The 13,482-nt window shown below is 68.4% G+C and carries 13 protein-coding genes and 1 tRNA gene; 5 read left to right on the forward strand and 9 right to left on the reverse strand.

The window, feature by feature from the left end:
• Positions 1 to 30 precede the first annotated feature (30 nt).
• Together NBT67_RS15595 and NBT67_RS15600 are read left to right on the forward strand one after the other, a co-directional pair.
• Entirely contained in the window at positions 31 to 291 is a 261-nt protein-coding gene (locus NBT67_RS15595; RefSeq protein WP_251342683.1) for a type II toxin-antitoxin system HicB family antitoxin, read from the forward strand.
• A gap of 3 nt (positions 292 to 294) precedes the next feature.
• Positions 295 to 546: a type II toxin-antitoxin system HicA family toxin gene (locus NBT67_RS15600; protein ID WP_251342684.1), complete on the forward strand. Its 252-nt coding sequence runs from the start codon at positions 295 to 297 to the stop codon at positions 544 to 546.
• Between the two features lie 404 nt (positions 547 to 950).
• On the opposite strand, the gene NBT67_RS15605 is transcribed toward NBT67_RS15600, so the two are convergent.
• Together NBT67_RS15605 and NBT67_RS15610 are read right to left on the reverse strand one after the other, a co-directional pair.
• Positions 951 to 1,024, reverse strand: a tRNA-Ile gene (locus NBT67_RS15605).
• Between the two features lie 111 nt (positions 1,025 to 1,135).
• Entirely contained in the window at positions 1,136 to 1,612 is a 477-nt protein-coding gene (locus NBT67_RS15610) for an FxsA family protein (RefSeq protein ID WP_251342685.1), read from the reverse strand.
• A 117-nt stretch (positions 1,613 to 1,729) separates the two neighbouring features.
• On the opposite strand from NBT67_RS15610, the gene NBT67_RS15615 reads away from it, so the two are divergent.
• Complete coding sequence (locus tag NBT67_RS15615; protein WP_251342686.1) at positions 1,730 to 3,328, forward strand: DUF255 domain-containing protein; 1,599 nt, start codon at positions 1,730 to 1,732, stop codon at positions 3,326 to 3,328.
• Positions 3,329 to 3,369: 41 nt separating this feature from the next.
• Positions 3,370 to 4,176: a TrmB family transcriptional regulator gene (locus tag NBT67_RS15620; RefSeq protein WP_251342687.1), complete on the forward strand. Its 807-nt coding sequence runs from the start codon at positions 3,370 to 3,372 to the stop codon at positions 4,174 to 4,176.
• 81 nt (positions 4,177 to 4,257) lie between these two features.
• On the opposite strand, the gene mptA is transcribed toward NBT67_RS15620, so the two are convergent.
• Positions 4,258 to 5,190 carry a GTP cyclohydrolase MptA gene (mptA, locus tag NBT67_RS15625; RefSeq protein WP_251342688.1) on the reverse strand — a complete coding sequence of 311 codons (933 nt, stop codon included), beginning with the start codon at positions 5,188 to 5,190 and terminating at the stop codon, positions 4,258 to 4,260.
• A gap of 161 nt (positions 5,191 to 5,351) precedes the next feature.
• On the opposite strand from mptA, the gene NBT67_RS15630 reads away from it, so the two are divergent.
• Positions 5,352 to 8,207, forward strand: coding sequence for a hybrid sensor histidine kinase/response regulator (locus NBT67_RS15630; protein WP_251342689.1), 2,856 nt, complete (start codon positions 5,352 to 5,354; stop codon positions 8,205 to 8,207).
• Between the two features lie 4 nt (positions 8,208 to 8,211).
• Here the strand turns inward: NBT67_RS15630 and NBT67_RS15635 are convergent, their stop codons facing one another.
• The 6 genes from NBT67_RS15635 to NBT67_RS15660 all read right to left on the reverse strand — a co-directional run bounded on the left by NBT67_RS15635 (position 8,212) and on the right by NBT67_RS15660 (position 13,370).
• A complete protein-coding gene (locus tag NBT67_RS15635; RefSeq protein WP_251342690.1) occupies positions 8,212 to 8,619 on the reverse strand; it encodes a DUF7124 domain-containing protein in 408 nt (135 codons plus the stop codon).
• A 39-nt stretch (positions 8,620 to 8,658) separates the two neighbouring features.
• A complete protein-coding gene (locus NBT67_RS15640) occupies positions 8,659 to 8,871 on the reverse strand; it encodes a DUF7979 domain-containing protein (protein WP_251342691.1) in 213 nt (70 codons plus the stop codon).
• Between the two features lie 68 nt (positions 8,872 to 8,939).
• Complete coding sequence (locus tag NBT67_RS15645; protein WP_251342692.1) at positions 8,940 to 10,370, reverse strand: NAD(P)(+) transhydrogenase (Re/Si-specific) subunit beta; 1,431 nt, start codon at positions 10,368 to 10,370, stop codon at positions 8,940 to 8,942.
• 2 nt (positions 10,371 to 10,372) lie between these two features.
• Positions 10,373 to 10,699, reverse strand: a complete 327-nt coding sequence (locus tag NBT67_RS15650) for an NAD(P) transhydrogenase subunit alpha part 2 (RefSeq protein WP_251342693.1) — start codon at positions 10,697 to 10,699, stop codon at positions 10,373 to 10,375.
• Between the two features lie 12 nt (positions 10,700 to 10,711).
• Entirely contained in the window at positions 10,712 to 11,905 is a 1,194-nt protein-coding gene (locus tag NBT67_RS15655; protein ID WP_251342694.1) for a Re/Si-specific NAD(P)(+) transhydrogenase subunit alpha, read from the reverse strand.
• 226 nt (positions 11,906 to 12,131) lie between these two features.
• Positions 12,132 to 13,370, reverse strand: a complete 1,239-nt coding sequence (locus tag NBT67_RS15660) for an NAD(P)/FAD-dependent oxidoreductase (protein ID WP_251342695.1) — start codon at positions 13,368 to 13,370, stop codon at positions 12,132 to 12,134.
• Between the last annotated feature and the right edge of the window lie 112 nt (positions 13,371 to 13,482).

The raw sequence follows: 13,482 nt of genomic DNA on the forward strand, positions 1-13,482 counted from the left end.
TATCCACGGCTCCCACGTACTCTTCCAGTGATGTCGAGTACGACTCGTGACGAGGGAAGCGAGGAGGGCGTGACCTTCATCTACGAGGACGACGGGAAGATCACGGCCCGTGACGAGGAGACCGGCGTCGCTTCCTTCGGAGACACGAAGGCCGAGGCGTTGCGGATGCTCGCCGAGGCACTCGAACTCCACGCAGGGGGCGGCGACCCCGTCACGGACGAGGACCTCGAAGAGTTCGGTCTCGACCCCGACGACTTCGACGACAAGGAACTTCCCGAATTCATGCAGTGACGAATGGTACGCACGCCGTTCTCCGGTCACGAGATCGCCAGCGTACTGACTGATTTCGGGTACGTCCCTGTCGACCGGACTGGCAGTCACCTGAAACTCCGATGGGAGAGTGACGATACCGACGAGGTTCGTATCGTCTCCGTTCCCATGGCTCCGGCCGACGAGATCCCGACCGGAACGCTCCAGTCGATTGCTGATCAGTGCGGTGCCGAGGACTTCCACGCGTGGTGTGCGTGGATCGACGAGCATCGCTGACCGAACCGGCCGAGTAACGTCACTCACGCCCGGCCCCTCCCGTTGAGGTCGCGGTCGTAGGGACCCTGCGGCGTCAGTAGCCGCACCTCGTCGCGCTCGAAACACTCTCATTCTTCCGGTCGCGGAGTTCGTGGAACACGCCGTCGCGCTCTAGGTGGGCTTTCGGAATCGTCACGATGTCGCTCTTCACATCCGCATCGCGTACCGTCGAAATGTGATAACGGGTCACATTGAGTATGCGACGTAACCATTCGCAAGCGAGAGACGGGGCTCCTCCGAAGTTCTGAAGCACCGAAACACACCGGTGCGGAGAGCGGACGCTCCGAACGTGTGAGAACCGAGATGAAGTGGCTGGGGAGTTGTGGCCCCAACCGTCGTCGGCACGAAGCCAACGAGTTCGATGATGGGCCAACGCGGATTTGAACCGCGGACCTCCCGGTTATCAGCCGAGCGCTCAACCTGACTGAGCTATTGGCCCAGGTGAGCGCATCAGTTGCTTGCGTGGTCGGTCGGTTAAGCGTTTCCGTTCGCGTTCGGAGGGGGCGGTCGCACGTCGTCCTGGCCCGGCGCGGGGCCGCCGTAACCGATGCTACTCGTCGTCGACGCGGTAGGAGCCGCCGTCGACGTCGTACACGTCGTCGTCGTCCGGGAAGCCCGCCGTGTAGACGCCGCCGGTGACGAACCCGCCGCTCTTCCGGTCCAGATAGGGGCGCACGACGACCCGTTCGAGCAGGGCTCGGATGGGCGCACGCGTCAGCGGCACCCCGAGCAGGAAGCCGATGGCGTCGGTGACGAGGCCCGGGGTGAGCAGGAAGGCCCCCGCGGCGATCAGCAGGCCGCCGTCCATGAGTTCCTTGGTCGGCACCTCGCCGGTCGCGAGTCGCTCCTGGAGGCGCCGGACGGTGTGACGACCCTCGGCTCGCACCAGCAACATCCCGACGAGGCCGGTGAGGACGACCAGCGCGACGGTCGCCGGCGCGCCGACGGCGTCGGCGACGACGACGAGCAACAGGGCGTCGGCGAGGGGGACGAGCAACAGGAGGACGAACACCCAGCGCAGGCGCATGGGTGCCCCTACCGGACGCCGACCCATAGCCCTTTTGACGCGGGGGCGGCCGTCCCGGGTCGTCTCGTCGGGCGCGGATGACGAAGCCCTTAGGCCCGCCCGTCCCGGAGGGTCGGTATGACCGACGGGACGCGCGTCGAGTGGCGGCCGTGGGGTGAGGCGGCCTTCGACGAGGCCCGCCGCACCGGTGCGCCCGTGTTGCTCGCGCTGACGGCGACGTGGTGCGGGGAGTGTCACGAGATGGACGCCCGGACCTACGGCGAGCCACGCATCGCGGCCAACTTGAACGACGGGTTCGTCCCCGTCCGCGTCGACGTGGACCGCCACCCCCGGGTCCGCGAGCGCTACAACGTCGGCGGCTTCCCGGCGACCGTGTTCTGCACGCCGAGCGGGGAACGGATCGCCAGCGCCGGCTTCCTCGGGCCGGACGGCATGCGGGACGTGCTCGACCGGGTGCGCGAGCGCTGGGACACGAGCGGTGCCGAGGCGGGGCGGCTGCCGCGCGCCCTGGCGGACGACGACCCGCCGCGGGGGCCGGTGACCGACCGCATCGAGGGGCATCTCGCCGGGCAGGTCGAGGGGGCCTTCGACGCCGAGTACGGCGGCTGGGGCGACGCCCCCAAGTTCCCCCTGCCGCGGACGGTCGAGTTCGCGCTCAAGCGGGACCGGTCGAAGGCCCGGCAGACCCTCGACGCCGTCACCCGCGGCCTCTTCGACGAGGACGCGGGCGGCTTCTACCGGTACGCCCGGACCCGCGACTGGGGCGACCCCGACCGGGCGAAACTGCTCGCGGACAACGCCGCGCTGGTGCGGGCGTTCGCCCACGCCTACTGTTACACGGGGGAGGACGCGTATCGCCGTCCCGCGGAGCGCACCGTCGAGTACCTGATCGACGCGCTGTGGAACGGGTCGGCGTTCGGCGGGAGTCAGGGGCCGACCGAGGCCGAGAGCGACACGGGGCCGCGGACGGATCTGACTGCCTTCGCGGACGCGAACGCCCTCGCGGTCGACGCCCTGCTCACCCTCTCGGCGTACACCGACGCGGAACGGCCACGGGAGTACGCCCGCCGGACGCTCTCGACGCTCCGCTCGGCGTTCGTCGCCGACGACGGCACCGTCCGCCACCGGGCCGACGACGGGGCGCCGACGCTCGTCCTCGCGGATCAGGCGTGGACCGTCGCCGCCGGCGTGCGCGCGACGCAGGTGCTCGGCGACGAGGACGCCCTCGCGCTCGCCCGCCGGGTCGCCGACCGGACGGTCGAGGGGCTGTTCGACGACGGGTCGTTCCGTGACGGGCCGGCCGAGGGGCCGGGACTGCTCGACCGGCCGTTCCGCCCGCTCGACGGCAACGTCGAGATGGCCGACGCGTTGCTGGACCTGGCTGCCCTGACGGGCGAGGACCGATACCGCGAGGTGGCCCGCGACGCCGTCGCCGCCTTCGCGGGCGCGTGGGACCGACTGGGCGTGCAGGTGGCCGGTTACGGCGCCGTCGCCGCGCGACTCCTGGGCGACCCGCTGGTGATCGAGGTGGGGACCGACCCCGGCAGCGACCTCCACCGGGCCGCCCTGCGGGTCGCCGACCACGAGAAGGTCGTCCACCCGGGGGCCGCCGATCCGGCCCCGGGGTCGGCGCGCGTGACCGTCGGCGACCGCTCCCGGACGGTCGAGACGCCGGCCGCCCTCGCGGAGGCCGTTGCTGCCGTCGCCGGCGAGTAAACCACCGGTCAGGTTTAGTTCGTCGGTGCCCACGTCGGTGTATGGCGAGCCTTCGAGATCTCGGCCTCTCAGAGTACGAGTCGCGAACCTATCGCGAGTTGCTCGATCACGGCCCCACAACGGCGAAGGAGTTGTCGGCCGTCAGCGACGTGCCGATGGGGCGCATCTACGACGTGCTGAACGATCTGGAGGGGGCGGGTCTGGTCCGGAGTCAGGCGGCCAGTCGACCGAAGAAGTACGTCGCCGTCGAACCCGAGGCCGCCCTGGATCGCCTGGTCGACGCCCGAAAGCGGGAACTCGACCAGCAGGCCGAGCGCTACGAGGCGGTCGCCGAGGACCTGGTTGACGACCTGGACGCCGCCGACTCGGTCCAAGGGCAGTTCTGGACCGCGTCGGTCGGTCCCGAGGAGACCACCGAACTGTTCCTCGAACGGCTCTCGGCGGCCGACGAGCGCATCCACTACGTCGCCGGACTCCCCTCCCCACAGATCGACCTCGGCGAGGTCGGCCAGCGAGTGCTCGAGGCGTTCGAGGCGGCGCTCGAACGCGGCGTCTCGGTCCAGGTGCTCATCCACCCCGACCTCGTCGAGACGATTCCCGCGGAACTCAACGAACGGTTCGAGACTCGGCTCCGTGGACACGACAGGTACCACATCCGCGAATCGACGGCCATCGACGGGACGTTCACGCTGATCGACGGCGAGGAGGTGTGCATCGAGGTGCCGAACCCGCTGGATGCGAGTCAGGTCTTCGCCCTGATCGACTTCAAGGACGTCGCCTTCGCCGACGACGTTCGCACCGTCTTCGAGGAGCAGTGGGCGGAGTCGACACCGCTCGATCCCCCGTAGTCGTACTGCCGGCTGTAAGTCGATCGGGATGTTCGCCACTCCGGGGTGGCGAACATCTCGAAACAGGTACAGCCGACAGTATCAGGCGTCGCCGTTGACTTCCTCGCGGAGCGCCTCGAGCGTGAGTTCCCGCTCCGCGTGGGCGTTGTGCTGGTGGATCGACTCGTCGTTCGACTGCTTCATGTGGATCACCGCGTCGTCGGCGAGGTGGCCGAACTCCTCGACGACGGACTCGGCCAGCGAGCGCACGCAGTCCTCGACGAACTTTGCGTTCGCGTGGGCGTGGTAGGTCATGTGGTCCTCGTCCGGGCGCTTCGCGAGGTTGTAGATCCGCGCGCTCATGGCGTCCCGGGCGACGTCGATCACGTCCCGGAGGTCCACGTCGGGCGAGCCGTCGCTGGTGACGGTGAGGGTCGCGTGGCCGCGCTGTGAGTGACCGGGTTGTGGGACCTCGTCGAGGAACGCCTCGACCGTCCCCTCGTCGACGCCGAGGTCGGTCAGGGTGTCCCGGGCGCGCGACTCGGACATCCCCTGCGAGCAGGGACAGACGGTCATCCCGGTGACGCGGGCGCCGATCTCCTCGCGGGTGCCCTCGTCGGTCGCGACGGCGCCGGCGATGATCGTCGCCGTGTTCTGCGTATCGAGGCCGGAGGCGGGCGTCGACTCGCGGGTGACGTAGTCGGCCTCCATCCGCACCTCGGCGGTCGAGGTGTACTCGTGTTTCTCGAGGAGGCGTTCGGCCACGTCGCCACACACCTCCTCGACGCGGTAGGAGGGTTCCGAGACGGCCGCCTCCAGCGTCTCGTCGATCACCTGCATGTTCCGACTCATGTCGATGCCCTTGCGGCCGCTGGGAAGGTCGACGAACACTTCGAACTCCGCCATCAGGACGATGGGACGTTTGCCGTTCCGGTCGAGTTTGACGAGTTTCTCGACGCCCGTCACCCCGACCTGACTGAGCCCGACGGTCACGTCGGGCTGGCTTGCCTGCACGTCAGGCAACTGGTGACTCATCGACTATCGGCAGGGACGCGCCGCGATTATGGCTTTCGGTCCGGACGGTGACGGGGCGACGTGCCCGCGGCCCGCCGGCGGGATCGCGAGCGGGAATCCCGGCGGATCGCCGCCGGAATTAAGACGTAGTTCCCCATACTGTTCGGATTGGACCCACGGATATGGAGCCACCCACCGAGCCGATCCGTGTGTTGCACGTCGACGACGATCGGGACTTCGTGGAGTTGGCGGCGACCTACGTCGAACGCGAGGACGACCGGTTCGACGTGACCGTGGCTAGCGACGCCGGCGAGGGGCTGGACCGCCTCGAGAACGGGGACTTCGACTGCGTCGTCTCCGACTACGACATGCCCGGGCTGACCGGCATCGAGTTCCTCGAGAGGGTCCGCGAGACCCGCCCCGACCTTCCATTCATCCTCTACACCGGCAAGGGGAGCGAGGAGGTGGCGAGCGAGGCCATCTCGGCGGGCGTCACCGACTACCTCCAGAAGGGAAGCGGTACGAGCCAGTACGCCGTCCTCGCGAACCGGATCGGAAACGCCGTCGAGAAGTATCGCGCGCAGTCGGAGCTCGCCGACAGGGAGCGGCGTCTCGACCTCCTCTTCGAGCGGTCGCCGCTCGGAACGGTCGAGTGGACCGACGACTTCGAGTTCCTCCGCGTCAACGACGCCGCGGAGGAGATCCTGGGCTACCCCGAGTCGGAACTCGTCGGGCAGCCCTGGGAGACCGTCCTGACGGAGTCGGGTCGACCGGTGGTCGAGAACGCTGCCGCCATCCTCCGCGAGGACGAGGGTGGCTACCACGTCGTCACCGAGGCAGTCCGGCGGGACGGCGAACGCATCGTCTGTGAGTGGCACAACCGGGTCGTCACCGGCGACGACGGCGACGTGGTCGCCCGCTTCTCGCAGTTCCAGGACGTGACCGAACGCCGCAAACACGAACAGCGGTTCGAGGCCATCTTCAACAACACCTACACGTTCACTGGGCTGATGGAGCCGGACGGCACCCTAATCGAGGCCAACGACACGGCGCTGTCCTTCGGCGGTCTCGACCGGGATGACGTGGTCGGAGAACCGCTGTGGGAGGCCGCGTGGTTCCGCTCGAACCCGGAGGCTCGGGCGACGGCACGGACGGCGGTCGAGCGCGCCCGCGACGGCGAGCTGTTCCGCGACGAGATCCGAGTCCAGGGATCCGACCGGGAGGCGGTGATCGACTTCTCCGTCAGACCGGTCGTCGACGAGCGTGGTGAGGTGATCCTGCTGGTCCCCGAGGGTCGCGACATCACCGAGCGGACGGACCTGGAACACAAGCGCCAGCAGATCATCGACCGGGTGACCGACGCCGTCGTCGAGGTGGACGCGAACTGGCGACTGACGCTACTCAACGAGCAGGCCGAGGAGCTGTACGACGTGGACGCGGCGACCCTCCTCGACCGGGACTTCTGGGAGGCGTTCCCCGAGGTACGCAACACGCGGTTCGAGGAGGTCTACCGGCGGGTGATGGAGACGCGGGAGCCGACCTCCTTCGTGGATTACTACGCCGAACTCGACGGCTGGTTCGACGTGGACGTCTATCCGGAGGACCACGGCGGACTCGCGTTCTACCTCCGGGAGGTCACCGACCGGATACGTCGCTTGCGGGAACTCGAACGGACCCGCGACCTCCTCGATCACACCGAGCGGATCGCCGACGTGGGCGGGTGGGAGATCGACACCGACACCCTGGAGGTGTTCTGGACCGACAACCTCTTCGACCTCCTGGGCATCGATCACGGGGAGGAACCCCCGCTCGACGAGGCGCTCGACGTGTACCACGAGGCGGATCGCCCGCGCGTCGAGCGGGCGATAGAGGAGGCGCTGGACGCGGCCGAGCCGTTCGACGTGGAGGCGCGGTTCCAGCGCGCTGACGGCCAGACCCGCTGGTTCCGCGTCCGCGGGGTCCCGACGGTCGAGGACGGCGAGGTCGTCACCCTCCGTGGGGCGGTTCAGGACGTCACCGACCGCAAGGAACGGGAGGGGCGACTGGAGGAGACGACCTCCCGCCTGCGGGCGCTCTTCGAGAACTCCCCGGACATGATCGACGTGCTCGACTCCGAGGGTACGCTGCTGGAGGTGAACCGTCGCTTCCGCGAGGAACTCGGCTACGACGAGGAGGAGGTGATCGGCGAGCCGATCTGGGCGTTCGACCGCCTGGTCGACGAGGCGGAGGTGCGGGCCCTGCTCTCGGAGTTCGACCTCGACGAACGCCGCCGATTCGAAGGGGAGTACGTCCGCCGCGACGGCTCCTCGTTCCCGGTCGAGGTCAACCTCCTCCGGCTGGAGATCGAGGGTGAGATCCGCTTCCTGGCGATCAGTCGGGACATCACCGACCGCAAGCGCCACGCGCGACAGCTGGAGCGACAGCTTCGTCAGTTCGAATCGTTCGGCGGCGTCCTCTCGCACGACCTCCGGACTCCCCTCAACACGCTGGCCGGCCGGCTGGAACTGGCACGGGAGACGACCGACGACGACGAACATCTCGCGGCCGCCGAGCGGGCGCTAGAGCGGATCGAGACCCTGGTCGAGGACCTGGCGAGCGCGATGCAGGAGGGACAGCTAGCGGGCGATCGGACGGTACTCGACCTCGACCCCGTCTGTCGGTCGTGCTGGGACGTGGTCGAGACGGACGACGCGACGCTCGTCGTCGAGGAGACCCGGTCCCTCCGGGCGGACGAGACGGCGCTGTCCCGCCTGTTCGAGAACCTGATCCGAAACGCCGTCGAACACAACCACGGGGACGTGACGGTCCGGATCGGCATCCTCTCCGACGGCTTCTACGTCGAGGACGACGGCGACGGCATTCCGGAGGCCGCTCGTGACCGCGTGTTCGACCCCGGGTTCACCACCAAGGAGGACGGAACCGGCCTGGGGATGGTGAGCGTCCAGCAGATCGCACTGGCCCACGGCTGGGAGGTGACGGTCGCCGACGGCGCCGACGGCGGCGCCCGTTTCGAGTTCACCGACGTCGACGGCGCGTGATCGCCTACGGCCAGTCGTCCCGCGTCTCGCCCTCGAAGGGGTCCTCTTCGACCTCGTCGCCCAGTTCCCACTCGGCGAACTCCGCCGCCTCCTCGACGTCGAGGTACTCCCAGCCCATCTCCTCGGCGGCGGTCCGGTCCTCGTCGGTCGTGCCGATGAAGACGTGCCGGTCGGTGTCGAACTGGTCGGCAACGTTGTCGAGGCTCTCGCGGACGCCCCGAGGCCCCGAGAAGAAGTCCTGCCGGATGCGTCGCTTGCGCGTGAAGTTGGTGACGACGTAGGTCGGCTGGTCGCTGAGGACGCCGACGTATTCGGTCCACTGCCGGGCGTCGTCGAACACCGCGTTCGGGTCGGCGAGGGCCTTCATCGCCTCGAGTTCGAACGCGAGCGTCATCGTCCCGCCGCTGTCCATGGACGGGTTATCGCGGCGCCGGGCAAAACGGCTTCGATCCTACTGGACGTGATAGTAGTCCGTGAACACGACGACGTCGCCCTCGTCCAGCCCCGAGAGGTTCGCCGGGTCCCGCGGCGATACCCCCTCGGCGACGTGAGCGAGATACTCCTGTGCCGACTCGTCGAGTTCGTCGAAGTGACGCACTCGCGCGCTCTCGGGCACGGTGTCGGTCCGGTTCACGTCGTATTCTGCGTCGACGGCGCGTGCCATGTGCCAACGATTAGCATTAAGAATCATAAAGGTTTCGTCGGGGGCCGGTCGCGCGACGCCGTTCCTCGTCAGTGGTTCTCCTTGTAGACGTTCACCAGTTCCTGCATCGACTCCTTGGCGTCCCCGAACAGCATGTTCGTGTTGTCCTGGGCGAACAGCGGGTTGGGGACCCCGGAGAAGCCGGGGCTGAGACTCCGCTTGTTGACGATGACCGTCCGTGCCTCCCCGACGTTGAGGACGGGCATGCCGGCGATGGGGCCCGAGTCAGCGGTGTTCGCGGAGGGGTTCACGACGTCGTTGGCGCCGATGACGATCACCACGTCCGTCTGGGAGAACGTCGGGTTGATCTCCTCGAGGTCGCGGAGCTTCTCGTAGGGCACGTCGGCCTCCGCCAGCAGGACGTTCATGTGCCCGGGCATCCGGCCGGCGACGGGGTGGATGCCGAACTCCACGTCGACGTCGTTCTCGTCGAGCAGTTCGGCGAGTTCCGCGACGGCGTGTTGGGCCTGCGCGACGGCCATCCCGTAGCCCGGCACGATCACGACCCGCTGGGCGACGTCGAGGGTCATCTCCACTTCCTCCGTGGAGGTGGTGGTGATGTTCCCCTCGTAGATGTCCTCCATCTCCTCGCCGTCCCCGCCGCTCTCGCCGATGCCGCCGAAGAAGACGTTCGCCAGCGAGCGGTTCATCGACTCGCACATGATGACCGTGAGGATCAGTCCCGAGGCGCCGACGAGCGTCCCGGCGACGATCAGCACGGAGTTGCCGAGGACGAACCCCGTCGTGGCGGCCGCCAGCCCGGAGTAGGAGTTCAGCAGCGCGATGACCACCGGCATGTCCGCGCCGCCGATGGGGATCACCAGGAGGACGCCGAGGACCGACGCGGCGGCGACCAGCACCCAGTAGGAGGGCACCCACCCGGGCATCGGCCCGAACAGGTTCGGCCTGACGACGAGCTGGATGCCGGCGAGGACGGCGACGAGCAGGAAGACGCCCTTGACGACCTGTTCGCCGTCGTACCGGACCGCCGAGTCGTTGATCACGCCGTGGAGCTTGCCGGCTGCGACCATGCTCCCCCAGAACGTGACCGAGCCGATGATGCCCGCGAGCGCGGCCGTCGCCGTCACGCCGACGGCGAAGCTCCCCTCGGTGAACATCCCGGTCAGCTCCGCGCCGGCGACGAGCGCCGAGGCGCCGCCGCCGAACCCGTTGAACAGCCCGACGAGCTGGGGCATCTCCGTCGTCTCCACCGTGGCCGCCAGCCACCCGCCGATGGCCGTGCCGACGAGCAGCGCCGCGAACAGCAGGATCGGCGAGAGGATGTCGGTGTTGAGAACCGTCACCCCGACGGCGAGGGCCATGCCGCCGGCGGAGATGAGGTTCCCCCGCGGCGCCGTCCGCGGGTGCGTCATGTCGCGCAACCCCTGGATGAACAGCACGCTGGCGACGAGGTAGACGGCGGCGAGCGCCGCCTCCGGGAGCGGCAGGATGGCGGCCACGGTCAGTCACCCCCTCCGCTGCGGAACTGCTCCAGCATGCTGTTGGTCACGAGATAGCCGCCGACGACGTTGACCGTGGCCATGACCACCGCCAGGAAGCCCAGGATCGACGCGATCGTCCGCTCGCCCGACCCGGCCACGACGACCGACCCGATGAGCGTGATCCCCGAGATGGCGTTGGCGCCCGACATCAGCGGCGTGTGGAGGTTGGTCGGGATCTTCGTGATGATCTCGTAGCCCACGAACGCCGCGAGGACGAACAGCGTCAGGTTCCGGACGAACGCCGCGGCGCCGTCCGTCGCGAGGACGACCGTCGTGGCGTCGGTCATGGTCGCCTCCGATCACGCATCGGCCTCGTCCTCCGTGGGTTCGTCCGCCGCTTCGTCGTTCGTCTCCTCGTCGTCGTCGTCCTCGTGCGGTCGTCGTATCTCTCCATCGTGTGTGAGTAGCGTCGAGTCGATCACCTCGTCGTCGAGGTCGACGTCGACCTCGCCGTCCTCGACGAGCAGGTTCAGGAAGTTGTTCAGGTTGTTGGCGAACAGCTGGCTGGCCGTGTGAGAGACGGTCGAGGGGAGGTTCGTCGGCCCGAACACCGTCACGCCGTCGTGTTCGATCGTCTCCCCGGCCACCGTGGGTTCGCAGTTGCCGCCCGTCGGCGCCGACAGGTCGACGACGACCGACCCCGCGTCCATCCCCTCGATCATCTCGGTCGAGACGAGTTCCGGCGCGGGCGCCCCGGGGATGGCCGCGGTGGTGATCACTACGTCCGACTCCGGGACGACCCGTCCCAGTTCCTTGCGTTGCTGTTCGTAGAACTCCTCGCCCATCTCGATTGCGTACCCCTCGTCGTCGCCCGAGCCCTCGGTTTCGAGGTCGAGTTCCACGAAGTCCGCGCCGAGGCTCTCGACCTCCTGTTTCACCTCCAGCCGGATGTCGTAACCCTTCACCGAGGCGCCGAGTCGCTCCGCCGTCGCGATGGCCTTCAGCCCCGCGACCCCCGCGCCGATGACGAACACGTCCGCCGGGCGCACCGTCCCCGCGGCCGTCATCTCCAGCGGGAAGAGCTGCGGGAGCTGCTCGGCGGCGACCAGCACCGCCTTGTAGCCGCCGATGCTCGCCATCGAGGACAGCACGTCCATGCTCTGGGCGCGGCTGATCCGGGGCATCAGCTCCAGCGCGAAGGCGCTCACCCGCCGGTCGGCGAGTTCCTCGTACGACTCGTCCGCGAGGTCGTAGGGCCCGAGCGTCCCGACGACGATCTGTCCCTCCCGGTAGGGGTCCATCGGCTCGTCCTCGTTCGCGGCGAGTCCCCGAACCTGACAGATCACGTCGGCCCGCTCGAACACCGCGTCCCGCCCGTCGACCACCTCGCAGCCGACCGCCCGGTAGTCGTCGTCCGTCCAGTCGGAGCCGAGCCCCGCCCCGCTCGCGACGCACACGTCCAGCCCGCGGTCGATCAGTTTCTCCGCCACCGGCGGCGTGATCGCGACGCGCCGCTCCGCTGCGGCCGTCTCCGTCGGTACGCCGACGATCATGGTCGCGGTCCCCGACCCGTGACGCCGGGGGGCCGAGTCGTCCCCCCGGCGGCGTCGTCCTGCTGCCGATCCCTCCGCTGCGTGTTCACACGACCCGTGAGTTCAGTTGCCACACTACGTACCGCATTCGGACTGTTCACATAAATTCTCGGGACGTTTCGCGCGTCCGTCGGCGACGAGGCGGCCGTGATCGAAAACGAGGGTCGGTGGCCGGCGGCGCGGCCGGTTACTGTTCCTGTCTCGGGGCGAGGTCGTCGAGGTCCACGGACTTCTGGAGGAGGGCCTCCTTCTGGTCCGCGACGACGCGCTCCTCCTCCATCAGTCGCTTGTAGGCGCTCTGGGGCGAGAGGTCCCCGATGAGGACGCCGCCGACGATCTTGCCGTCCTTGAACGCCAGTCGGCGCCACTCCGTGTCGGAGTACTTGCGCTCGCACTCGTCGTCGCCGATGGTGGGGTGGCCGAAGGAGAGGAAGGGGAAATCGAAATGCGTGATGGAGTACGAGGAGACGAAGCGGAACGGTTCGGAGCCCGGATCGAGCATGTTCTTCGCGGCGGTCGTGCCCTGGGACTTGGCGCTGTCCCACGAGCCGTTCTGTGCGCGCTCGCCGAGGATGGTGTCGTGATACCGGGTGATGTCGCCCGCGGCGTAGATGTCCTCGACGTTCGTCCGCATGTACTCGTCGACCAGGATGCCGTCGTCGCATTCGACGCCCGTCCCCTGCAGGAGTTCGGTGTTGAAGGTCAGCCCGATGGCGATGCCGACGAAGTCGCCCTCGTAGCGGTCGCCGTTGGGGTCGATCGCCGCCGTCACGTGGCCGTCGTCGTCGGTCTCGAAGTGGTCGACGCCGCTCTGGAACACCGGCTCTACGCCGCGCTCGCGCATGGCCTCGTGGAGGATCTCCGCCCCCTCTACGGAGAGCGCGTAGCGCCACCAGCAGTCGCCGCGCATGAGGTAGTGTGCCTCGATGTCCTGTTCGCCACAGATGGCCGCCAGGTCGATGCCGAGCAGCCCCGCGCCGACGACGATGCCGGTGTCGGCCGCCTCGGCGTGGTCCCTGATCGCCCGGGCGTCCTGGAACGTCCAGAAGTGATGGATGCCTTCCGCGTCGCTGTTCTCGACGGGCAGTTGCGTCGGCGTCCCGCCCGTGGCGACGAGGAGTTTGTCGTACTCGATGATCTCGTCCTCGTGGGTTCGCAGTCGATGACCGTCGGGGTCGATGTTCGTGACCAGCGTGTCGAGGCGGAGGTCGATGTCCCGGTCCTCGTACCACGACGGCTCGTGGATCGAGATGGGCATCTCGGGCAGTTTCCCCTTGGCGAACTCCTTGATGAGAATTCGGTTGTAGAGGGCCTCGCCCTCGTCGGTGATGACGGTGATCTCGGCGTCCGGCGCCTCGTCGCGGAGCGTTTCGGCGGCCGAACTCCCCGCGATTCCATCGCCGATGATCACATACGACTTGGTCATACCCGGAACTTTGGGGGTACGGGTTAATGTCGGTTGCTATCCGCGAAATTCGCCTCTACCCCGGGGGCGGCGGGCGCCTCGACGGCTCGTAGCCCGACCGCCCCGTCGCCTT

The organism is Haloplanus sp. GDY1 (assembly GCF_023703775.1).
Lineage (GTDB): Archaea > Halobacteriota > Halobacteria > Halobacteriales > Haloferacaceae > Haloplanus > Haloplanus halophilus.